This is a genomic window from Delftia deserti (assembly GCF_042653485.1).
Taxonomy (GTDB): Bacteria; Pseudomonadota; Gammaproteobacteria; order Burkholderiales; family Burkholderiaceae_C; genus Comamonas; species Comamonas acidovorans.
The window spans coordinates 7,051,906-7,074,640 of sequence record NZ_JBHSIH010000001.1 but is presented as its reverse complement, the minus strand read 5'-3'; the positions used below and the strand labels follow the sequence as shown (position 1 = coordinate 7,074,640).

Here is a 22,735-nt window from a genome sequence, read left to right as displayed (position 1 = left end):
CTGTGCAGCGGTGGGACAAAGGCCGGAGCAGATCGCTCAGGCTGCCTTCTTGCTGGCAAGCTCCACCAGTTGGTCCACGCTCTGCGCCTTCTTCGGCGTGCCGCCAAAACGGCGGAAATGGTCTGCCTGTCCGGCGACACGCGCCCAGCCCTTCTTTGCCGTGCCCAGCACCACCGTCAGGCTGAACCAGTTTTCCCCTTGCAGGGACTTGCGGCCGGTGGTGCTCAAGACCTTGTGTATGTTGCCCAGATCGGCAGAAATCGCGCGCCATGCCTCGCCCAGCGTCTTGAGCTTGGGGCCCAGGTCTTCGATGCTCTTGCTGATGCTGTCAAAGCGATCATTGCTTCGGTTGTAGTAGCCGATGAAGCGCTCGTTCGTGGCCATCGTGGCCTGGATGGTTCTCACCTCATCCACCTTCTCGGCAATCTTCCTGCGCGTGACCGCAAGGTCCGCACCCACACCGATATCCACCCCCGCCAGAATCAGCGGCCCGAAAAGCGGAATCGCCAGATAGGCCGGAGACGTGGACAGCACGATGACTTCATCCTTTTCCTTGCGGCGCAGGGCCTTCAAGTCGTTCTCCAGCTTCTCCACGGCGGCCTTCAGCTTCTGGTTGGCAGCACCCTCGGCGCCCAGATTGGTCGTGAACTTCTGCTTTTGTCCATTGAATGCGGTCTTGCAGGCGTTCAGGCGCACCAGTATTCCGTTGCCGTTGTCAAGAATGGAGTTCTGCAGCGCGAAGGCACGCACCGAGCGCGCATTGGCGTCTTCAATCAACTGCTCCAGCGCGCTGCTGAAATTGCGCTTGATCTGCTCCGACCGCCCGCTGGGCGTATCGCTTTCCCAAACCTTGACCAGGGCCTTCCATTTCGCTTCCACCGCCGGCTCCGCCGATGGGGTGGGCGCCCCCTCCAGATCGAAACGGTCCACCAGCTCGATCAGCCGCTCATAGGTGGTTGCCGCCACATCGTTGTACTGAACGATATCGTCGGCCAGCGTCAGCATCTTGTCCTGCACATCGGCCTTGAACTTCTGGCCGACACCCTTGAGCGTGACGAACAGCTCCACCGCTTCGGAAAACTCCGGCCTGAAAGCATCCTGCTTCTGCATGCCCAGCATCGCGCGCATCAGCTCCGTGGTGGTCGGGTTGTCGGTGACTGCAGACTCGAAGAACGTCGTCAGCCCGATCCAGTCCTCTGAACTGAGAACGGAAATTCCCTTGTAGATATCGGCAGACGGTGTGAAGGCATTCGTTGGATTTGCAGGGTCGGACATGGCGAAGGCTCCTGATGGTGAAAGGCCGGATTCGGCCTCGAATCGGCGTGCAAACAAGCGGCGGCGTTGAAGAAATGGCCGCACCGCAGTCATCGCCCGCCATCCTTTTGCGCTCCAGTCGACCGGATGCTAGGTAGCCGCCATGGCCCTGTATGTCCCCCAAACAAGTGACACAAATTCATACAGCACTGGGGATAAGGACAGCAGCCGGACTGCCCTCTCACACTCCAAGGAGCCTGTCCCCTGCGCGAACCATGGCAATGAGCACGATCAGTCCATTGCCTCAAACGACGAGACAGGGAATTTCGCAGAACAGGCATGCACAACCTGCTACGCAATCAATAGCGCATTGCACACATTCATCGCCAGCCAGAAGACATCACCAGTGTCAATTTCTCTTGATTTCACCGCACCCATTGGCACAGTAATTCGCCTCACCCATAAATGTTGCAAAATGTTCAGCAATTTGAACGATGGAGGAGCGGGAGTGGCAAGAAAACGAAAGACCAGCACGGCAGAAGACCTCATGGATCTGATCGCCATGCTGCCCTGGTGGGCCGGCATTGCATTGGCACTCGCCAGCTACATGGTGCTGCACTCCATTGCCATCCGTCCCCTGCCTGCAGCACAAAGCCCGCAGCAAATCGGCCAATTGGCCACCACAGCCATATGGCAGGGCTTGGCTACTGGTGGCCAGTACATCCTGCCCCTCATCTGCCTGGCCGGCGCGGCCATTTCCGCCGTGCGCAAGCGCCGCCGCAGCCGGTTGTTAGAAACCACCTCGGCCAGCTCCAGCGCGGATGCGTTGAACAACATGTCATGGCGAGAGTTTGAAACGCTGGTGGGTGAGGGATTTCGGCGGCGCGGCTACGGCGTCAGGGAAACCGGTGGCGGCGGGCCCGATGGTGGCGTGGACCTGGTCCTCTCGAAGGATGGCGAAAAGACACTGGTGCAATGCAAGCAGTGGAAAGCCTTCAAGGTAGGCGTTGCCACTGTGCGCGAGCTTTATGGCGTCATGGCAGCTGATGGGGCTGCTGCCGGCTTTGTAGTGACCTCTGGCCGGTTTACTCAGGAGGCTGTGGCGTTTGCTGCGGGAAGGAATATCCACCTCATGGACGGGGTTGCGCTGATGAAATTGCTGAAGGAGGCAAAGGCGCAGACAGGAGCGGCGACAACAACCAAGGCCCGGGCTGCTGCGTCTTTACTGAACCCCGTGCTTGTGGTCGAGCCCGTCAAGACGGAGCCTGCTTTTGACACAGTGCAACCGGCTGCCGCCCCAATACCTGGCTGCCCTCAATGCGGGAAAGCCATGGTTCAGCGGGTTGCCAAGCGAGGGCCTGCTGCGGGAAAGGCTTTTTGGGGATGCTCGGCGTTTTGTGCGGGGTGTCGAGGGACTCGGGAGATGGTTGGAGTTGGGGATGGGAATTGATTTTGTAGATGGTCTGCTTTCGACCTTGAGCCGCCATCCAGCCAGAAACTCCAAAGCCGTCATCCAGTCAGGCTTATACACCGCACAATTTCACAAGCACCCCCTCCCATGCCCGGTGCACAGGTTATAGTGTTTGTAGCTATATATGGCCTGCGGCTTGGTGCAGTCTACATTACGTTAGCTTTTAATAGGTGATACATATGGCGACAGAAGCATGTCCATTTTGCAAAAAACAAATTGACACTAGAGGTTTAAAGGTGCACATCATTTACTGCACAGGCGCCTCTTTCTTTAGGTTCTTATTTAACAAAAAACGTTAAAAAACAGCTTAAAAATCTAGACTTAACTGTCGTGCAGCCGGAAGCCAAGCAGCGGCCAGACCTTCTGCACAGCGTTATCGCGCGCGACGCGGTGGCCGGCGTCGGGCCGTGCTGGCTCAGAACGCGGCGATGTACTCGCCAAGGATGGCAGGCCACTCGTGCATCATGTCCAGCTACCGGCGCAGGCGGGACTACTCGGCCATCTGTGCATGGACTCTCGACGGTCGCCGACCGACCCTGAGCTGCCACCCGGCCAGTTGCTGCAAAGCAGTCATCCAACAGGGCTGTAAATTCAACGCCAATGAGTCCAATGGGCTGGTGGAGGTGCTTCTGCAGCGACTTTCAGGACGTGTGTGTAGATCATCGTCGTGCCCACATCCGAATGCCCCCGGCAGCTCCTGCACCATGCGGATGTCGGTGCCCGACGGCAACAAGTGCGTAGCTGCAGCCAACCGCCGCTCCTTGGCCAGCATGATATGGCCTGCGGGTTGGTGCGGTTACATTACGTCAAATTTATTCATAAACACATCAACCATGGCAAAAAAAGTAAGTACAGAAAAAGAGCTAGGCGAAGCGCTGAAAAATGAGGAAGATACAATTGAGATAACCGGAGATCTAGCGAAAAAAACCATTAAATTACGTGCAACAGGAAAAGTGGCTTGGGCTATTGCTCTTGCAGCAATCGGTATCGCGGTATATGCTGCTATTGTGGCAATACCGACAGGCGGTAGCAGTGCTGCCATCTCTGCTTTTGCAGCTCCTGCAGCTGTTGGCATTCTTGGTGGTGCTGTCACATATACGGCTATTGCAATTGCAGTCGCTGCTGGCGGAGTTGGCGCCCTAACCACATTAAGAAGCTACAAAGAAGTAGCAAGAACGTCCAGCAGCATAACTCTCAAACGAAATTAATCTCTCTCCAGAAACATCATCTAGGGAAGGTCTGCCATCCGAAATTAAAGAGGGAACTTTATGAAAGCATTAGCTCTTGCACTTCTTGTCATATCAATTTCCTGTTTGGAGAAAATTAATGAATGCAAAGGAAAAACTTCTTCAGAAGCTTTCAAGCCTTGATTCATCTGGTGGAATCCATCGCATTCATACTGCGCTGGCAGATGCGGGATTTAAATACAAAGGCCCTGCAAACAGCCAAACTTTGTTGTATTATTTTCGAAGTGGTGGCCAAGAGATAGGTATTGCTGCAATAAGAGGCTCTCCAGCAGTACTATCGTTTCCTGCGTCATTTTGGCGTGGTCGCAGTAGTTTGGGTGCCGCACTTAGCAAGGCATCTTATTTCTATATAGAACCTGAAGACTGCGTTTCATCAAGTCAATATTCTGCGGGGCAATTACGCATTACAACCTCAAGCATTGAAATACTGTTATCAATCATTAATGAGATTATTGTACCAGAGGCTCAGGAAGCTGGAGCGTAGGCATGGGCAAATTGACCTCTGGCGCTTACTCTAATCCGGCATGCAAGCCGATCCTATTTCCGCGATAAGCTTAGCTTTAGCTTTTTTGTTAGACGTTTTTGGAGAGATCGCAGTGCAGTCCCAACGGTTCACCCAGACAACCAGCATATCGTTAACTCAGTGTCCGATATGCAATCAAGTGCACAACTACGACTTCAACGTCCTGATACAGGAGATTGTTGGAGTTATGCACATGATGACAAGTCGCGTTGAGAGTCGAACTTGTGCTGTCACTTGTCCTGCCAAAGGAGGCTCTTTCATGGTTGATGTGCCAGTTACGCTTTGGTCTGGCCAGAAACTTCTTAAGGTTGCCTAATAGCACCACGATGTCCCAACAGCAAAAAACCGATCCCCAACCAGCCGCTGGCAGAATCCCAACATCCACTGAGGCGGCTCTTGTTGAGTATGGAAAGCAGCTTCTCTTGAGGTCTACGGAGACGGCGCTAGACTTCCATAAGACCATGCTCGGCATCAGTGCCACATTCGGAACTCTCGTAGCAACGCTAACGCCAATATTGGTCTGGGGTGACAAGGATGCCAAAATGCCGATGGCAGAGGGGTGGCTTTTAATTCTACCTCTTTTACTCATGCTGCTCAGTTCTGTTGTCTTTGCGTGGGGCTATTACCCTCGCCATGCATCCATCAATATCAACGTGATTGAAGATATCAAGGCCGCAAGAGAACAAGTTCTCAAGTCCCGCAAAATACTAGCTGGGGTCGGTCTCGGTCTGTTCTCGGCATCATTGCTTCTGAGCTTGGGGCTTACCCTTTACTTTAGGACAACCGTCTAACAATTCATTCAAGCCGACGCCGCTTCGCGGCGCGGCTAAATTCAGGTGTTGAGCGTCCGCTTCTACTCGTAGCCATCGTCGGCTCCTGGCCGAGAGCCGTCCTCAAGAGATTGACTGTCCACGTGCTCCAAACCCCGCTAGCAGCTCCAAACCACCCAGAAAGGCCACGCATATCATGCGTAGCCTCCCAGTGCAGCACCCCAGTCAATCTGTCCCCCGCACCACCCCGCGCTCACTAACTCCCCCATCACCCCCTCAAGCGCCTCTTCCTGCGCCTGAATAAACGCAAGCAATTGCCCCGGAGTCACCGGCTCCAAGGCATGCCCCGGGCAGGCGCCCATGATCAAACTGGAAATCAGCCCCAACTGATCCTGCACGCGCCGCAGGCTGTCGTACTCTGGCTCGGAAAGTTGAAAGTACAGCATGGCAACTCCTCAATGAGCGCGCTTGGCGACTGAAGCAAAGGAATGCCCATGCGCTAGAAGCACGGGGCCACGCAAAGGATTGGGAGAGGGTTCGGGCATTGATACGCCCGCAAAGAAAGCAGCCATAAGGCCTCCTGTGAGTACGTCCAACTGCTTTCGGGAGTGTGGCGAGGTCCGCCTGTGAAGGTGTGTTCAGCACCTGGGCGAGATGATACAGCGCTCAGGCGCAGCTCCCGCATCCTTGTGTTGTCCGCCCGCCGCCGCTCAGCCGGCGAGGCGCCTCGCTCAAAGACCCCAGCGCCCTCGGAACACAAGGAAGACTCCCACGCAAACGCATAGCCAGACGCCCACCACCAGGGCGACTCCGGCACGGCTTCGGGGCTTGCGGCCTTGGGCCTGCAGCAAAGCCTTGTCACCGCCCTCTTCCTCATTCCAAGTCCATATCGACTGCACTCAAGGCATGCATCTCGCATATGCATCTAGGAATAATCTGAAAATAATCAGCCACCAGCCTTTCTGCTTGACTTCCAGATACCCAAGAAATCAAATAATGGGACTCCCCCAACGGAATACCCAGGCCACTGATTGACATTGGCCTTGGGAATGATTGCGAACGCGCAATCCCCACCCTCATACATTGATCTGACCTGATTTACCCCAGGCCTGATGGGGGGCCTGCATTTGTGATTTTCTGGCATTTGGCAAACCACCATTTCCTTATTCATTCCACTAACCATTCGCTTGCAGGCCATGGCACCATCCACCGATCTCACCCGCCCGTATATCAGCTATGAAAAGGCCTTCAACAGACAGATTACCCGCGCCATGGACAGCCAACAGGTGGACGTGGTGGTACTCACGCCGCAAGAGTTCATAGGCGTCCTGCAAGACAGGTCACGCCATGACCCGCGCCTGGCGGCCAGCCTGCACGCCATACTGGCCCAAAGCGCACTGGGCCAGTATTGGACGCAGACGGCCAGCCCCAATGCCGGCAAACCCTGGACCATCCCCGCCTCCATGCTGGCCAATGACGCGTACCTGTTCACCAGAACGCTGCCACGCCGGGGCTGACCATGGGGGCGATCTCCATGGGCCTTCCCTTCATCTACCTGCCGGCCGGCCCCATGTTGCGCGGCAACTGGAAGGGGCAGGTGCTGGGTTCGGGCTCGGACGCCTTCAAGTTCTGGGATGAACGCCGCGCCGGCCGCCTGGACGAGCAGGCCTGGCGCGAGATGGAAGCCGGCATTGCCCGCAGCCACGGCACCTGCATGACCATGGGCACGGCGGCCACCATGATGGGCATTGCCGAGGCCGTGGGCCTGGCGCTGCCGGGCGCTTCGTCCATTCCGGCCGCCGACGCCAACCACATCCGCATGAGCGCCGAGTGCGGCCGCCGCATCGTGCAGATGGTGTGGGAAGACCTCACGCCAGCCCGCATGCTCACGCGCGCGCATTTCGGGAACGGCATTGCCTGCGCCATGGCCATGGGCTGCTCCACCAACGCCATCATCCACCTGATCGCCATGTCGCGGCGCGCGGGCCATCCGGTCAGTCAGCCTCGATGACTTCGACGCCTTCAGCCGCCGCGTGCCCGTGATCGCCAACATCCGGCCCAGCGGCGACCGCTACCTGATGGAGTACTTCTTCTATGCAGGCGGCCTGCGCGCCCTGCTGGAACGTATCCGCCCGCATCTGGACACCGGGGCCATGACGGTCAATGGCAAGACCCTGGGCGAGAACATTGCGGGCAGCCAGGTCCACCAGGACGACGTGATCCGCCCCCTGTCCAGCCCCATCTACGCCGAAGGTGCGCTGGCCGTGCTGCGCGGCAACCTGGCGCCGGACGGCGTGGTCATCAAGCCCAGCGCCTGCGCCCCGCACCTGCTGCGCCACACGGGGCGCGCCCTGGTGTTCGACGACTACCCCAGCCTCAAGCAGGCCGTGGACGACCCCCATCTCGATGTGAACGGCGAAGACATCCTGGTGCTGCGCAACGCCGGCCCCAAGGGCGCGGGCATGCCCGAATGGGGCATGCTGCCCATTCCCACCAGGCTGCTCAAGCAAGGCGTGAAAGACATGCTGCGCCTGTCCGACGCCCGCATGAGCGGCACCAGCTACGGCGGCTGCCTGCTGCACTGCTCGCCCGAGTCCGCCGTGGCCGGGCCGCTGGCCCTGGTGCGCACGGGCGACCGCATCACGGTGGACGTGCCGGCCCGCCGCATCCACCTGGAAGTCAGCGACTCAGAACTCGCCACCCGCCGCGCCGCATGGACTCCCCCGCCCGCGCGCTACGAGCGCGGCTACGGCTGGCTGTTCGGCCGCCATATCCTGCAGGCAAATGAAGAATGCGATTTTGATTTTCTGGAGACGGGCTTTGGGAGCGCTGTGCCGGAGCCGGATATTTTTTGAGAGCGTGAATGGCACAGGGTCTGCCCAGGCGCAGGGCGGCCCGTGCAGCCCTGCTTTTCCAGGTCCTATGACATAAGCTGCCTCCAGGCTGACGGCCAAGTCCTACATCGCCACTCCTTTTTGTCATGAATAGTGGCTCTGTTTTCGACAAGATACTGATTCAAGCAAGCCAATGGAAACGCCATATCCAATTGAATATTGATGAATACGGAAACAACCGCATTCATCAAATATCGATAGGCATTTTCTAATAGCGACACACCGTTTCCCCCAGGTCCACGCGCACGCAAGCCCCCCTGCCCTTCGCGGGCAGCCGTTCCCGTTTACCCGTTGCCTTGCGCCGCCGTGGACCTCAACCCAGAAGCAGAGGTGGCTGTGGACTTTCTCAGAAGCATCTTTCATCAGGCTCCGGAAATCGCGCTGTTCGCGGCCTTGGCGCTCGGTTACTGGGTGGGCAAGTTCAGGTTCGGGTCGTTCCAGCTGGGAGGCGTGGCGGGGTCGCTGCTGGCGGCGGTGCTGATCAGCCAGGTGGGGGTGACCATCGATTCGGGCATCAAGGCGGTGCTGTTTGCGCTGTTCATCTATGCCGTGGGCTTCGAGAGCGGGCCGCAGTTCTTCCGCTCGCTGGGACGGCAGTCGGTCAAGGAGATCCTGATGGCCCTGGTGGTGGCCGTGTCGGGGCTGGTCACGGTGGTGGTGATCGCCCGGGTGTTCCACCTGGACAAGGGGCTGGCGGCGGGGCTGGCGGCGGGCGGGCTGACGCAGTCGGCCATCATCGGCACGGCGGGCTCGGCCATCGAGAAGCTGGGGCTGGCGCCCGACGAGGTGCAGCGCATGCAGGCCAATGTGGCCATCGGCTATGCGGTGACCTATATCTTCGGCTCCTTCGGCGCCATCATCATGTGCGTGAACGTGCTGCAGTGGCTGACGGGCCGCAAGATCCGCGAGGACGCGATCCAGGCCGAGCAGGAGTTGCTCAAGGGCGTGCGCGTGTACGGAACCGGCGAGTCACCGGCCGTGCCGGATCTGGTGGGCCGCATTTTCCGCGTGGGACAGGCAGGCCGCACCGTGGCGGAGCTGGAGGCCAGCGCCACCGCCAACGGCGGCACGGTGACGGTGGAACGCATACAGCGCAGGAACGCGCTGGTGGGCGTGGACGGCAGCCTGGCGCTGGAGGCCGGCGACATCATCTTGCTGGTGGGCCGGCGCGCGGCCGTGGTGGCGCTGGGCGCCTCGGTGGGCGAGGAGCTGCAGGGCGCCGAGGGCATGGACGTGGTGATGGTGCGGCGCGACGTGGCCATCTCCAACAACCAGTACCTGAACCGCAGCGTGAAGGACATCCTGGACAGCCTGTCGCAGGAGTTCAAGCACGGTGTGTACGCAGTGGCGCTGATGCGCGCGGGCACGCCGGTGCCGATTGCGCCGACCACCATGGTGATGCCGGGCGATGTGGTGACGCTGTTCGGCACGCCGCAGGATGTGCAAAAGGCTGCGCAGTCGGTGGGCCCCATCATCGTGCCCAGCGACAAGACGGACTTTGTCTTCCACGGCCTGGGCATCACGGTGGGCCTGCTGATCGGGCTGCTGGTGCTGCGCCTGGGCTCCATTCCCATCACGCTGGGCAGCGGCGGCGGGGCCCTGCTGGCCGGCCTGCTGTTCGGCTGGTGGCGCAGCCGCAAGCACACCTTCGGCAACATGCCCACGGCCGCTTCCACGCTGCTGCGCGACCTGGGCCTGGCCGGCTTCGTGGCCATGGTGGGCCTGCAGTCCGGCCAGCAGGCCGTGACCACGGTGATGCAGCAGGGCCTGACGCTGTTCCTGCTGGGCGTGGTGGTGACCATCGTGCCGCTGCTGATCGCCATGCTGTTCGGCAAGTACGTGCTGCGCTATGACAACGTGGCCGTGTTCGCGGGCTCGCTGTCGGGGGCGCGCAGCGCCAACCCTGCGTTTGGCGAGATTCTGGACAAGGCCGGCAACTCGATTCCCACGGCACCGTTTGCGATCACCTATGCGCTGGCCAATGTGTTCCTCACGTTGCTGGGCCCGCTGGTCATCGCCTTTGCCTGATCACCCCTGATCACCCCTGACCGATCCCCAAGGACCACCAAGGACCATCACAAGGAGCTGCGCAATGAGCAAGGATTATCGGAGTCTGGCGAATTTGAGCCCGTTCGAACTCAAGGACGAACTGATCAAGGTGGCCTCGGGCAAGGCCAACCGCCTCATGCTCAATGCGGGGCGCGGCAATCCCAACTTCCTGGCGACCACGCCGCGCCGGGCGTTCTTCCGGCTGGGGCTGTTCGCGGCGGCGGAGTCGGAGCTGTCGTACTCCTACATGACGGTGGGCGTGGGCGGGCTGGCCAAGCTCGACGGCATCGAGGGCCGCTTCGAGCGCTTCATCGCCGAGCACCGCGACCAGGAGGGTGTGAAATTCCTGGGCAAGTCGCTGAGCTATGTGCGCGACCAGCTGGGGCTGGACCCCGCCGCCTTCCTGCACGAGATGGTGGACGGCATCCTGGGCTGCAACTACCCCGTGCCACCGCGCATGCTCACCGTGAGCGAGCAGGTCGTGCGCCAGTACATCGTGCGCGAGATGGCAGGCGGTGCCGTGCCGCCCGAGTCGGTGGACCTGTTCGCGGTCGAGGGCGGCACGGCGGCCATGGCCTATATCTTCGAGAGCCTGCGCATCAGCGGCCTGCTCAAGGCCGGCGACAAGGTCGCCATCGGCATGCCGGTGTTCACGCCATATATAGAGATCCCCGAACTGGCCCAGTACGACCTCAAGGAAGTGCCCATCCACGCCGACCCCGACAACGGCTGGCAGTACTCCGACGCCGAGCTGGACAAGCTCAAGGACCCGGACGTCAAGATCTTCTTCTGCGTGAACCCCAGCAACCCGCCGTCCGTGAAGATGGACCAGCGCAGCCTGGACCGCGTGCGCGCCATCGTGGCCGAGCAGCGGCCCGACTTGCTGATCCTCACCGACGATGTCTACGGCACCTTTGCCGATGAATTCCAGTCCCTGTTCTCGGTCTGCCCCCGGAACACGCTGCTGGTGTATTCGTTCTCCAAGTATTTCGGGGCCACGGGCTGGCGCCTGGGCGTGATCGCGGCGCACAAGGACAACGTGTTCGACCATGCGCTGGCGCAGTTGCCCGAGTCCGCCAAGAAGGCGCTGGACCACCGCTACCGCTCGCTGCTGCCCGATGTGCGCTCGCTCAAGTTCATCGACCGCCTGGTGGCCGACAGCCGCGTGGTGGCGCTGAACCACACGGCCGGCCTGTCCACGCCGCAGCAGGTGCAGATGGTGCTGTTCTCGCTGTTTGCGCTCATGGATGAAGCCGACGCCTACAAGCAGGCGCTCAAGCAGCTGATCCGCCGCCGCGAGGCCACGCTGTACCGCGAGCTGGGCATGCCCCCGCTGGAAAATCCCAACTCGGTCAACTACTACACGCTGATCGACCTGCAGACCGTGACCTGCCGGCTCTACGGCGAAGCCTTCTCGCAATGGGCCGTGCAGCAGTCGTCCACGGGCGACATGCTGTTCCGCGTGGCGGATGAGACCGGCATCGTGCTGCTGCCTGGCCGGGGCTTCGGCTCCGACCGCCCCTCCGGCCGCGCCTCGCTGGCCAACCTCAACGAGTACGAGTACGCCGCCATAGGCCGCGCCCTGCGTCGGCTGGCCGACGAGCTGTACGAGCAGTACAAGGCGCTGGGCAAGGAGTAGGCCCTGCGCACAAGGCCCGCACGGCTCATCGCCCGCACGGCTCATCGCAGCTGTCGGGCCTTGACCACCAGCAGCGCCCCGGCCATCAGGCCCACGCCGGCCAGTTGCACGGCGCCCAGCGCGCGCCCGTAGACCACCCAGTCCAGCACGATGGCCGTCAGCGGATAGACGTACTGCAGCACGGCGATGCGGCCCAGCGTGAGGCGGGCCATGCCCGCAAAGAGAATGGCGTAGGCCAGGCCGGTGTGCAGTACGCCCAGACCGGCCAGCCAGGCCCAGGACGACGGCGCCTGCGGCCAGCCATGAACCAGCGGCACCCACAGCAGCAGCACGGTGCCGACCGCGCATTGCCACCAGGCCAGCGCGAACGGCGTGACCACTTTCTCGGTCTTGGCCAGGATGGTCACGGCCGCATAGCACAGCGAGCCGGCCAGGCACATCAGCAGTCCGGACACATGGTCCGGCCCCCAGGCCGCCGCATCGCCACCCAGCAGCCCCGTGGTCAACACCAGTCCCAGCAGCGCCGCCAGCATGGCCGCCACCTGCCGTGGCGCCACGGCCTCGCGCAGCACCAGGGTGCCGAACAGCATGATCCACACCGGCTGGATGTGGAACACGATGGTGGCCACGCCGATGGAGGTCAGCGGTATGGCCGCAAAGAACAGCGCCCAGTTCAGCACCATCAGGACGCCCGTGGCCACCACCACCGCCCAGCTTCTGCCGCCCACGCGCAACTCCCGCATGCGGCCGGTGGCCAGCCCCCAGGCCAGCAGCGCCAGCGCGCCGAAGGCGCAGCGAAACAGCACAGTGACCAGCGGATGCTGTCCGGCCTCCTGCACGAACACGCCCACGGTGCCCAGCAGCACGCCGCCCGCGATCATCAGCCACTGGCCGCGTGTCTCCTGCGCTGTGGGAGCGGCTTGTGCGGGCGCGGCGGAGGCTACGGATGCGGCCTGTAAGGAATGGGCTCTGTCTTGCATGGCCGCGATCGTCTCGTGGCAGGAAATTCTCGTAAAGCAAATAGTTTGCAGGTTTAGTATTCGATATTCGAATCCATGGAGCGTGCCGTGAACCACCCCGACCTGCAGATCGACTGGCTGCGCGCCCTGGTGACCGTGGTGGATGCGGGCTCGCTCTCGGCTGCCGCGCCGCTGCTGCACCGATCACAGGCCGCCGTGAGCATGCAGATCAAGAAGCTGGAGACCGCCCTGGGCCAGCCCGTGCTGCTGCGCGGACCGCGCCATCTGCAGCTCACGCCCGCAGGCGCCGAGCTGCTGGGCTATGCGCGGCGCATGCTGGAACTGCAGGCCCAGGCCCAGGCGGCGCTGTTCGGCCCCGACCTGTCCGGGCGCGTGCGGCTGGGCGTGCCGGACGACTACGCATCCACCTATCTGACGCCCGTGCTGCGCAGCTTTGCAGGCCGCTACCAGGGCGTGGAGATCGAGCTGACCTGCGAGCAGTCCACCGCACTCATCCCGCAGGTGGTGCGCGGCACGCTGGACCTGGCCCTGGTCTCACGCGACAGGCCCCAGCGCGGGCGCCTGCTGTTCCACGAGCCCCTGGTCTGGGTGGGCGCGCCGCAGCACGAGGTGTGGAGGAAGAATCCCCTGCCGATTGCCGTCTACGAGGCCGCCAGCCTGGCGCGCACGGCGGCGCTGTCCAGCCTGGCGGCCCAGCGGCGCGCGCACCGCGTGGTCTATCACAGCTCCAGCCTTGCCGGCCAGCTGGCCGCCGTGGAAAGCGGCCTGGCCGTGGCCGTGTTCACGCGCTGCAGCGTGCCCCCGCACCTGCAGGTGCTGCAGAACCTGCCGGCCGGCTTCGAACTTCCGCCGCTGGTGTCCATGGAAGTTTCGGCCCTGCGCAGCAAGGCCTCGCAAGGCTCGGCGGCCGTGGATGCCATGTACGAGCAGTTGATTGCGACGCTGGGTGGTGGTCGACCCTAGAGCGGCGCAGTCCACAACCCCGCGTCGCCAGCCCGGGCATGCCATGCATGGAATCTGGCTCTGTAGCCTTGCCAGGGCTCGGCGAGCACGGGGCGCGGGTCCTCGCTGAGGTCGTAGGCCATGCCTTCGGTCCACCATGCGGGCCGCAGCAGCATGCGGACGATGCCGAGTTGCTCGCTCTGCACCTGGTGGATGAGTTCATGGCGGAGGTAGTAGGCGGTCCAGGCCCTGGGGCCTATGACCGTGCCCAGACCCGCCAGATTCATGGCAGAGCGCGCGCCCAGCCCGAAGCTGTCCGCACAGGCCTGGGTGGCGCAGAACACCACCCGGGGCCGGTGCGGCGCAGTGCCCAGGCGCGCCGCCAGGAATCCATGGGCCTCCTCCACCATGGCGCTGGCCTGCTCCAGTCGCGAGACATCGTCCACGCAGATCCGATCCGCCGTACAGGACACGCCGGCCAGCCCGGGAGCCATCACACGCACTGGTTTGACCAGACACCAGGCCAGGGCTGGCACCACCACCGTGACGAGAACAAGCAGACGTTTGAGGGGAGGGATCCTGGGTCTCATGGATTGGCTGGGGTTGGGTCGCTGTACACGGATTGTCGAGGGCTGCAGCCGCACTCAGTCATCAAAATCCCACAGCTCATGCAGATCCAGCCGCAGGCGGCTGTCGCCTTCCAGCGCCTCGCTGCGGGCCAGGCGTTCGGCCAGCAGCGCTTCGGCCAGGGTGCGGCGCACGGCCAGCAGTTCGGTCAGGCCCGATTCGCCGGCGCGGTAGGCGCGCAGTGCGCGGTCGGCGGCGCCCTGCTGCAGCGTGGCGGCGCGGGCCTGGGCCTGGGCGGCGGCACGCTTGCCGGCCAGCAGGCTCCAGAGCACGTCGAACTCCGCGCCCAGGCGGCGCTCGGCCGCCAGGCGGCGGGACAGCGCGGCGTCGGCATCGGCCAGGGCCTGGTCGGCCTGGGCCTGGCGGTGCACCGAGCCCAGGGGCACGGACAGGCTGACGCCCGCAATGCGCTCGCTGCCCCCTCGCTCACTGGTGGCGAACACGCCCACGGTAGGGTCGGGCCGGCGCTCCAGATCGGCACGGCGGGCCTGGCGCAGTGCCAGGGTTTCCTCGGCCTGGGCCAGCAGGTATTCGTGGCTGTGCTCTATGTAGCGCAGGCGCAGCTGGGCCGGTGGCTGCGGTGGCAGATCGGGCAGCGGTGGCAGATCCAGCAGCGGTGGCGCAGCCTCCCCCTCCTTCGTCCGCGCAGCCTCCAGGCCCGGAAAACGCGCCTGCAGGTCCGCCTGTGCCGCCTGGTGCGCGGCCTGGGCCGTTGCCAGCGCGGCCTGCATGCGCGCGTGCTCGGCGGCGGCCAGTTCGGCGTCCAGCCTGGCCGCATCGCCTGCGCGCAGCCGGCGTTCGGTGACGCGGGCCAGTTCGGCGGCAGCGTCGGCATTGTCCCGGGCGGTCTGCTGCGCCTGGCCTGCGCGCTGTGCGGCAAACCACAGCGCCAGCAACTGGCGTGCGGCTTCGTGCCGCACATCCTGGGCAGCCACGCGCGATGCGGCCTGGGTCGCTTCGGCCAGCTGCGCATCGGACTCGGCCTTGCCACCCAGGCGCAGCGGGCGCTCGATGGCGATCTGCCCTTCGGTAAAGCGCTGGCCCGAGCCGTCGTGCACCCAGCGGCGCTGGCCGCTGGCGCGCACCACGGTTTCATGCGGGCCGGCGCGCAGGGCCTGGGCGCGCGCCGCAGCGCCGCGTTGCGCGGCGTCGGCCGCCTGCACGGCAGGAGAGCGGGCCACGGCATCGCGCACGGCGGCCTCGGGCGGCAGATGGCTTTGGGCCTGGGCCTGGACAGCGCAGGCACACAGCAAGGCAGCGGCCCAGGCATGCAGCAGGGGTTTCATGGGCATGTTCCTGAAAGAGAGTCCGGCAAGGCCTTGCGCCCTGCAGTGGGGAGAGGTGGTGGTGGTGTGGGTGGTGCTCATGACCGGGCCTCCCGCTCACGGCGCGGCAGGCCGAAGCGTTCGAACAGCAAAGGCAGCAGAAGCAGGGTCAGCGCCGTGGAACTGACCAGCCCGCCCGCCACCACGATGGCCAGCGGCCGCTGGATCTCCGAGCCCGGCCCGCTGGCCAGCAGCAACGGCACCATGCCCAGCGCGGTGATGCAGGCCGTCATCAGCACGGGCCGCAGCCGGTCGCGCACGCCGTGCCGCACCACCTGGGACAGGGGCTGGCCCGCAGCCAGCAGGTTGTTGAAGTGCGATACCAGGACCACGCCGTTGAGCACCGCAATGCCCAGCAGCGCGATGAAGCCCACCGAGGCAGGCACCGACAGGTACTCGCCCGCCGCACTCAGCGCCGCCATGCCGCCCACCAGCGCGAACGGGATGTTGGCAATGACCAGCAGCGCCTGCCTGGGCGAGCGGAAGGTCAGCACCAGCAGCACGAAGATGGCGCCCAGCGCCAGCGGCACCACCAGCGCCAGCCGCGCGGCGGCGCGCTGCTGGTTCTCGAACTGGCCGCCCCAGACGATGCGCATGTCCTTGAGGCCGGCATCACCGGCGATGGCCGCCTGGGCATCGCGCACAAAGCTGGCCAGGTCGCGCCCTTCGACGTTGACCTGCACCACGGCGAAGCGGGCGCCGTTTTCGTGGTCCACGCGCACGGGGCCGTCGCGGGCCGCCAGCGTGGCCAGGGAGGTCAATGGCCAGTTGCTGCCGTCCGCCGCCGTCACCAGCAGCCCGGCCAGGCCTTCGGGCGACTGGCGCAGCGCCGTGCCGCCGCGCAGGATGAGCGGCGTGCGCGCCACGCCTTCGGGCACGATGCCAATGCGTTCGCCTTCCACCAGGGCGCGCAGTTGCGCCTGCAGGCCATCGCCACTGAGCCCGGACTGGCCCAGCGCCGCGCGGTTGAGCGCCACCTGCAGGTATTGCACGCCGCTGTTGCTGGGCGCGATGACTTCGGAGGCCCCGGCCACCGCGCGCATGCGCGCGGCCACGGCCTGGGCGGCAGCGTCCAGCCGCGCCAGGTCGGGATCGAAGATCTTGATGGCCACGTCGCCGCGCGTGCCGGTCAGCATTTCGGAGACACGCATTTCTATGGGCTGGGTGAAGCCGTAGATGAGCCCCGGAAAGCCCTGCATGACGTGGCGTATGGCCTCGGCGATGTCTTCCTTGCTGCCGCGCCACTGGTCGCGCGGGCGCAGCACCAGGAAGGTATCGGTCTCGTTCAGGCCCATGGGGTCCAGGCCCAGATCGTCGGAGCCGGTGCGCGCGACGATGGAGCGGATCTCGGGCACCTGCTCCAGCAGCGCGCGCTGCACGCGCCCGTCCATGTCCAGCGAAGCGGCCAGCGAGATGGAGGGCGTCTTTTGCAGCTGCACGATCATGTCGCCCTCATCCATGGTGGGCATGAAGGTCTTGCCCACGGACAGGTAGAGCACGGCTGCCCCGGCCAGCGATGCCCCGGCAATGCCGAAGACCGCAGGCCGGTGGGCCAGGCTCCAGCGCTGCATCCGCTCGAAGCCCCGGGCCACACGCCGCATCAGCCAGGGTTCATCGCCACCATGCGGGCGCAGCAGCAGCGAGGCCAGCGCAGGCACCACGGTGAAGGCGATGAGCACCGAGGCCCCCAGCGCCAGCACGATGGTCAGTGCCACGGGCGCGAACAGCTTGCCCTCCAGCCCCTGCAGCGTGAGCAGCGGCAGGAACACGATGGCGATGATGGACACGCCGGCCAGCATGGGCACGGAGACCGCCGAGACCGCCTGGCGGATCAGCACGGCCCGGTACTGCGGCGGGGAGCTGCCCGCCGTTTCGATGGCCGTTGCGCCCGCAGACTCATTCGCCAGCGCGGTCTCTATGTTCTCCACCACCACCACCGCAGCATCCACCAGCATGCCCAGGGCGATGGCCAGGCCGCCCAGGCTCATCAGGTTGGCCGTCAGGCCCGCATGGCGCATCAGCAGGAAGGTGGCCAGCATGGACAGCGGCAGCGTGGCCGCCACCACCAGGGCCGCCCGCAGCCCGCCCAGGAACAGGTAGAGCGTGACCAGCACCAGCACGCTGGCCTCGACCAGGGCGCGCACCACGGTGCCCGCCGCGCGCGAGACCAGGTCGCCCCGGTTGTAGAAGACCTGGGTGCTCATGCCCTTGGGCAGCCGGGGAGCCAGTTCGTCCAGCCGCGCCTGCACGGCGTCCACCAGGCTGCGCGCATCCACCCCGCGCAGTCCCAGCACCAGGCCCTGCACGGCTTCGCCACGTCCGTCGCGGCTGACGGCGCCGTTGCGCGTGGCTTCGCCCAGGCGCACGGTGGCCACATCGCCCACGGTGGCGGCAACGCGCCCCTCATGGGCGGGCGCCACGACAATGGCGCGCAGGTCGTCCAGCCCGCGCACGCCGCCTTCCACGCGCACCACCCAGTGCTCTTCCCCGCGGTCCAGCCGGCCTGCGCCGTCGTTGCGGTTGTTGGCCTCCAGCGCCTGGCGCAGCTGGTCCAGCGTCACGCCGCGCGCCCGCAGCCGGGCGGGGTCGGGGATCACCTCGTAGCCGCGCACCATTCCGCCCAGGGCATTCACGTCGGCCACGCCGGCCACGGTGCGCAGTGCAGGGCGAATCACCCAGTCCAGCACATGGCGGCGCTCGGCCAGAGACCATTGCTCACCGTCGATGGTGAACATGAACATCTCGCCCAGCGGCGTGGTGATGGGGGCAAGCCCGCCTTCGGCCGTGGCGGGCAGCTCGCGCTGCAGGCCGGCCAGCCGCTCGGACACCTGCTGGCGCGCCCAGTACACGTCCGTGCCCTCGCTGAAATCCACGGTCACGTCGCTGATGCCGTACTTGGACACCGAGCGCACCATGGTCTTGTGCGGCAGGCCCAGCAGTTCCTGCTCGACGGGCGTGGAGACGCGCTGCTCCACCTCCTCGGGCGTCATGCCGGGCACCTTCAGGATCACCTTGACCTGGGTGGGCGAGATGTCGGGGAAGGCATCGATGGGCAGGTGCACATAGGCCCAGGCACCGGCCAGGGCCAGCGCGCAGGCGGCCATCAGCACCAGCGCGCGCTGGCGCAGCGAAAAATCGATGAGGCGCGCCAGCATCACTCACCCCCGCCCAGCAGGCCCTTGAGCGCGGCAATGCCCGTCACGGCAATGCGCGCCTTGGGCGGCAGCGTGCCGCGCACCACGGCCGTGGCCTCGTCGCTGGCCTCCACGGACAGCGGCATGAAGCGCGCCCCCTGCCCGGTGGCGACAAAGACGCCGGTGCGGTTGTTCCAATGCGCCAGCGCCGCAGCGGGCACGCGCAGGCGTGCACCGCCAGAGCCACCGGCAGATCCATCGGAAGGCCCGGCGTCCGCACCGGCCAGGGCCAGCAAGGCGGTCACGCTTTCGCCCACACGCAGGTCGCCGGTGCGTTCCAGCGCAACGCGCACCCGCATGCCGGCCGATCCATCGCCGACCGGTGCCATTCCGGCCACCTTGCCCTGCGCACCGCGCGCCGCCACCTGAACGCGGTCGCCCACGCCGGGCAGCGGCACCTCGCGGCCCAGCAGCAGGTCCAGTTCCAGCGCCTTGGGGTCGGCCACGCGCAGCAGCGGCGCCGAGGCCTCCACGCGCGCACCCGGCACCGCCAGCACTTCGGTCACCAGGCCTGCGCGGGGCGCCACCAGGTGCACCTCGTTGCCCACGAACTGCAGGCCGCTGGCGGCCAGTTCGGCGCGCCGCGCCTGGGCCATGGCCGCGGCCTCGGCGGCGCGCGCCTGCGTGGCCTGCCAGCGGCTGGCGGCGATGATGCCGTCCTCATGCAGCGCCTGGTCGCGCGCCAGGGCCTGGCGTGCCAGGCGCGACTGGGACTCGGCCTCCAGCAGCGCGCGCCGCGCCTCATACAGCTGCGGGCTGGTGAACACCGCCACCGGCTGGCCGGTGCGCACCGCCTGGCCCAGGGCCACGAGCACGCGCGGCACCGCGCCTGCATAGGGGGCGGCCACCACGGCCTGGGCATCGGGCCGCAGCACGACGCGCGCGTGGGCCGAGACCTCGATGCGCTGTGCCGCCTGAATGGGTTCGAAACGCACGCCCAGCGCCCGTGCCTGTTCGGCGGACAAGGCAACGGATGCGGATACGGATCCGGATGCGGATGCGGATGCGGGCGGGGGATTGGACGGGCTTGCGGGTGCGGCCTGGGCCTGGGCGGCCATGCCGACGGCTGGCAGCGCAAGTGCGCCGGCCAGCAGCCATGGGGAAAACATCATTCCTGACTCCGGGAAAAAAGACGAACGCCGTCCACGCGCAGGCTGTTCGCGGCACGCGGGCGAAGGAGGACGAAGGCGGGCCTGCGGAGCAGGCCGGGGAGGTCAGGAAGCCAGGGGCGGTGCCTGGGCGGGGGAAGGCCGTATCACGCGCCCGCGCCAGCGCGGACTCAGGCGCATGGGCTGCAGCGGCAAGGCGGGCCGGGGCGCAATGCAGCGCATGCGCGCGGCACGCAGGCCCAGGGTGAGCAAGGCCAGGCCGATGACGGCCAGAAAGGGCATGGGCAGCAGGTCCAGCGGCTGTATGGCGTCCTGCACATCGACCTCGAAAGGCTCGACATGGTCTTCATCCACATCGGCAAAGGAGCCGTGGGCCACGAACAGGTGGAAATGCGAGTCGGCCACGCGCGACGGCGCCGCGTGGATGTGCAGGCCGGCCTGGTTCGGAGTGCCGAAATGGCTGTGCAGCAGCGGTATCAGCAGCTGCGCCACCATGATGAGCAGCAGCAAGGCGCTCCGCATGGAGGGGTTCCGGATGGCATGCAACATGGCTTGGGATTGTAGTACCGGGGCTTGCGCAATCGGTTCAATCCCGTATGAAGGCATGGGCGGCAGGCCCGCAAGCCGCACCAGGCCCCGGTTCAAGCTGGGGTGACGGATTTCATTGTATTTTTTCGGATATAACGAAGCCATTCATGGACCACTCGCCCCCTCGGAGCCCGTCGGAATCCGCAGGGCTGTGCTGGAGAACCGACTTGACGCAAAAATACATCCCCCATCTGCTGGCCCTGGACCACGAGCGCGACTGGGCGCGCGCGGCACAGGCCTGCGGCATCTCCGACAACGAGCTGTTCCTGGCCATACGCTCGGCCGAGGCGGAGTTTGGCCACGCGCTGGTGCGCGCGGGCCGCCCCTTCCAGGGCTTCACGCAGGAGGGCGAACAGGTGCTGGCCTGGGCCCGGCAGTTCGCCCAGGCGGTGGATGCGCTCAAGCACTGCTTTGCCGACACGCGCAAGCGGGCCGGCCTGGCGCCCCTGCTGGCGCGCCGCTCCATCTCACCCAGGCGGCTGGGCCAGCCGGGGCCGGACAGCGGCGACATGGACCTCATGATCGAGGCCGCGCTATGCTCGCCGGATCATGGTGCATTGCATCCCTGGCGCATTCTGGAGTTTCCAGGTCATCAGCGTGCAGCATTGGCTGCTCTGTTCGAGCAGGAAAAACTACGCCGCGACCCGCTGGCCCCCGCCGATGACATCCGTCGCGCCCGCGAGCATGCAACGCGCGCACCGGCGCTGCTGGCCTTCATCGTCTCTCCCAAGCCGCGCTCGCGTGTTCCCGTGCGCGAGCAATGGCTGGCCGCAGGGGCTGCCCTGGGCAACTTCCTCAATGCTGCCCACCAGCTGGGCTTTGGCGCCATCGTGCTCAGCGGCGAGCGCTGCTTTGATCCGGCCATCCACGCCGCACTGGGCCTGGGAGACGGCGAGCACCTGGCCGGCTTCATCAGCCTGGGCCGCATCACCAGCCAGCCATCCCCGCGCGCAACGGTGGCGCCCTCTTCCATGCGCACGGCATGGCAGGCGGAGCAGGCAGCAGGGGTCACGGCACAGGCCCTTCTCCAGCCAGACGGCAACCACGGCAGCGATCTTTGAAGCCGCAGCCAGCGCGCGCCGGGTGGCGCACAGGTGGCGCACTGGCTGCCCAGGGCGGTTAGAGTTGCGGGGCTGCTGCGCCCTCTTGCATCCTCTTGCGCCCTCTTTTCCATCACGGAGCAGGCTTTCATGATCATCCGGCCCCATCCCCACTGGCTGCGCATGCTCTTCGTGCTGCGCGGCTCCGTGCTGCCCGACATCCTGCTCCAGCTGATGGCCGCCACCCTGTTCGCCGTGCTGGTCACGGCATTGCACGGCCAGTTGTTCGCCTGGAAGGTGCCGCTGAACTTCGTGCCGTTTTCGCTGATCGGGCTGACGTTGGCCATCTTCCTGGGCTTTCGCAACAGCACCAGCTACGCGCGCTACTGGGAGGCGCGCACGCTGTGGGGCACCCTGCTCAACGAGACACGCTCCCTGGTGCGCCAGGCCCGGACCTTGGCCGACGCACCGCAGCACGCCCCGGCCCTGGCCATGGTTCTGGCGGCCTTCGTGCATGCGCTGCGCCACCAGTTGCGCGGCACCGATGCCGCAGCCGACATGCGCCGGCTGCTGCCCGCCGCCGACTGCGAACGCCTGGCCACGGCGCGCTTCAAGCCCGCCGTGCTGCTGCTCATGGCCGGCGAATGGCTGCAGGCGCGCCGCCACGACGGCAGCCTGCAGCCCGTGCTGGTGCCGGCCATGGAGGCGCCGCTGTGCAAGCTGGGCGAGGCGCTGGGCGGCTGCGAGCGCATTGCGGGCACGCCGATTCCGTTCACCTACGCGGTGATCATCCACCGCACCATCTACCTGTACTGCCTGCTGCTGCCCTTCGGCCTGGTGGATTCCATCGGCTTCATGACGCCGGTGATCGTGGCCTTCATCGCCTACACCTTCTTCGCGCTGGAGGCGCTGGGCGCCGAGCTGGAGGAGCCCTTCGGCACGGCGCCCAACGACCTGGCGCTGGACGCCATGTCGCAGATGATCGAGGCCACGCTGCGCGAGCTGACCGGCGAGGTGCTGCCGCCTGCGCCGCAGCACAAGGACGTGCTGTTCCTGACCTGACCCATCCGCACTCACCACGCC

19 protein-coding genes and 1 pseudogene are annotated in these 22,735 nt (G+C 65.2%); 11 read left to right on the top strand and 9 right to left on the bottom strand.

The annotated features are described in order from the left end of the window. Positions 1-36 precede the first annotated feature (36 nt). Positions 37-1,275 (bottom strand): alpha-xenorhabdolysin family binary toxin subunit A, encoded by a 1,239-nt coding sequence (locus ACFPFG_RS33200; RefSeq protein ID WP_380110116.1) that lies wholly within the window; start codon positions 1,273-1,275, stop codon positions 37-39. A 487-nt stretch (positions 1,276-1,762) separates the two neighbouring features. Here ACFPFG_RS33200 and ACFPFG_RS33195 point away from each other — a divergent pair, with 487 nt between their 5' ends. Further along, positions 1,763-2,704, top strand: a complete 942-nt coding sequence (locus ACFPFG_RS33195; protein ID WP_380110379.1) for a restriction endonuclease — start codon at positions 1,763-1,765, stop codon at positions 2,702-2,704. A gap of 342 nt (positions 2,705-3,046) precedes the next feature. Here ACFPFG_RS33195 and ACFPFG_RS33190 read toward each other — a convergent pair whose 3' ends face one another. Next, a complete protein-coding gene (locus ACFPFG_RS33190; protein WP_197956168.1) occupies positions 3,047-3,166 on the bottom strand; it encodes a Gp49 family protein in 120 nt (39 codons plus the stop codon). Positions 3,167-3,558: 392 nt separating this feature from the next. Here ACFPFG_RS33190 and ACFPFG_RS33185 point away from each other — a divergent pair, with 392 nt between their 5' ends. The 3 genes from ACFPFG_RS33185 to ACFPFG_RS33175 all read left to right on the top strand — a co-directional run bounded on the left by ACFPFG_RS33185 (position 3,559) and on the right by ACFPFG_RS33175 (position 5,286). Continuing rightward, positions 3,559-3,933: a hypothetical protein gene (locus ACFPFG_RS33185; RefSeq protein WP_197956167.1), complete on the top strand. Its 375-nt coding sequence runs from the start codon at positions 3,559-3,561 to the stop codon at positions 3,931-3,933. 118 nt (positions 3,934-4,051) lie between these two features. Further along, positions 4,052-4,456, top strand: coding sequence for a hypothetical protein (locus ACFPFG_RS33180; protein WP_380110113.1), 405 nt, complete (start codon positions 4,052-4,054; stop codon positions 4,454-4,456). A 365-nt stretch (positions 4,457-4,821) separates the two neighbouring features. After that, entirely contained in the window at positions 4,822-5,286 is a 465-nt protein-coding gene (locus ACFPFG_RS33175; protein ID WP_380110110.1) for a hypothetical protein, read from the top strand. Positions 5,287-5,459: 173 nt separating this feature from the next. Here ACFPFG_RS33175 and ACFPFG_RS33170 read toward each other — a convergent pair whose 3' ends face one another. Further along, positions 5,460-5,711, bottom strand: a complete 252-nt coding sequence (locus tag ACFPFG_RS33170; protein ID WP_380110109.1) for a hypothetical protein — start codon at positions 5,709-5,711, stop codon at positions 5,460-5,462. A gap of 750 nt (positions 5,712-6,461) precedes the next feature. Between ACFPFG_RS33170 and ACFPFG_RS33165 the strand changes: the two genes are divergently transcribed. The 4 genes and pseudogenes from ACFPFG_RS33165 to ACFPFG_RS33150 all read left to right on the top strand — a co-directional run bounded on the left by ACFPFG_RS33165 (position 6,462) and on the right by ACFPFG_RS33150 (position 11,847). Next, positions 6,462-6,782 (top strand): hypothetical protein, encoded by a 321-nt coding sequence (locus ACFPFG_RS33165; RefSeq protein WP_232245783.1) that lies wholly within the window; start codon positions 6,462-6,464, stop codon positions 6,780-6,782. Beyond that, positions 6,770-8,120: pseudogene (locus tag ACFPFG_RS33160) on the top strand (dihydroxy-acid dehydratase); the annotation flags it as partial. The gene ACFPFG_RS33165 and the pseudogene ACFPFG_RS33160, both read left to right, overlap by 13 nt. 375 nt (positions 8,121-8,495) lie before the next feature. Beyond that, positions 8,496-10,187 (top strand): aspartate-alanine antiporter, encoded by a 1,692-nt coding sequence (gene aspT, locus ACFPFG_RS33155; RefSeq protein ID WP_380110107.1) that lies wholly within the window; start codon positions 8,496-8,498, stop codon positions 10,185-10,187. A 64-nt stretch (positions 10,188-10,251) separates the two neighbouring features. After that, on the top strand, positions 10,252-11,847 hold the full coding sequence (locus ACFPFG_RS33150; protein WP_380110105.1) for a bifunctional aspartate transaminase/aspartate 4-decarboxylase: 1,596 nt from the start codon (positions 10,252-10,254) through the stop codon (positions 11,845-11,847). Positions 11,848-11,888: 41 nt separating this feature from the next. Here the strand turns inward: ACFPFG_RS33150 and ACFPFG_RS33145 are convergent, their stop codons facing one another. After that, the gene (locus ACFPFG_RS33145) at positions 11,889-12,827 is read right to left on the bottom strand and encodes a DMT family transporter (protein ID WP_380110102.1); all 939 of its coding nucleotides are present in this window, start codon (positions 12,825-12,827) and stop codon (positions 11,889-11,891) included. A 75-nt stretch (positions 12,828-12,902) separates the two neighbouring features. Between ACFPFG_RS33145 and ACFPFG_RS33140 the strand changes: the two genes are divergently transcribed. Further along, positions 12,903-13,790: a LysR family transcriptional regulator gene (locus ACFPFG_RS33140; RefSeq protein ID WP_197956160.1), complete on the top strand. Its 888-nt coding sequence runs from the start codon at positions 12,903-12,905 to the stop codon at positions 13,788-13,790. Here the strand turns inward: ACFPFG_RS33140 and ACFPFG_RS33135 are convergent. The 5 genes from ACFPFG_RS33135 to ACFPFG_RS33115 form a co-directional block, all read right to left on the bottom strand. Next, positions 13,787-14,263: a hypothetical protein gene (locus tag ACFPFG_RS33135; protein ID WP_380110100.1), complete on the bottom strand. Its 477-nt coding sequence runs from the start codon at positions 14,261-14,263 to the stop codon at positions 13,787-13,789. The genes ACFPFG_RS33140 and ACFPFG_RS33135 overlap by 4 nt on opposite strands. Before the next feature lie 150 nt (positions 14,264-14,413). After that, a complete protein-coding gene (locus ACFPFG_RS33130; RefSeq protein ID WP_197956158.1) occupies positions 14,414-15,682 on the bottom strand; it encodes a TolC family protein in 1,269 nt (422 codons plus the stop codon). Positions 15,683-15,759: 77 nt separating this feature from the next. Continuing rightward, the gene (locus ACFPFG_RS33125) at positions 15,760-18,876 is read right to left on the bottom strand and encodes an efflux RND transporter permease subunit (protein ID WP_197956157.1); all 3,117 of its coding nucleotides are present in this window, start codon (positions 18,874-18,876) and stop codon (positions 15,760-15,762) included. Continuing rightward, a complete protein-coding gene (locus ACFPFG_RS33120) occupies positions 18,876-20,027 on the bottom strand; it encodes an efflux RND transporter periplasmic adaptor subunit (RefSeq protein WP_380110097.1) in 1,152 nt (383 codons plus the stop codon). The genes ACFPFG_RS33125 and ACFPFG_RS33120 overlap by 1 nt, the downstream gene beginning before the upstream one ends. 102 nt (positions 20,028-20,129) lie before the next feature. After that, positions 20,130-20,546 carry a hypothetical protein gene (locus ACFPFG_RS33115; protein WP_183022066.1) on the bottom strand — a complete coding sequence of 139 codons (417 nt, stop codon included), beginning with the start codon at positions 20,544-20,546 and terminating at the stop codon, positions 20,130-20,132. Positions 20,547-20,779: 233 nt separating this feature from the next. Between ACFPFG_RS33115 and ACFPFG_RS33110 the strand changes: the two genes are divergently transcribed. Then, positions 20,780-21,673, top strand: coding sequence for a nitroreductase family protein (locus ACFPFG_RS33110; protein ID WP_183022051.1), 894 nt, complete (start codon positions 20,780-20,782; stop codon positions 21,671-21,673). Positions 21,674-21,802: 129 nt separating this feature from the next. Further along, positions 21,803-22,714: a bestrophin family protein gene (locus tag ACFPFG_RS33105; RefSeq protein ID WP_380110094.1), complete on the top strand. Its 912-nt coding sequence runs from the start codon at positions 21,803-21,805 to the stop codon at positions 22,712-22,714. Positions 22,715-22,735: the final 21 nt, after the last annotated feature.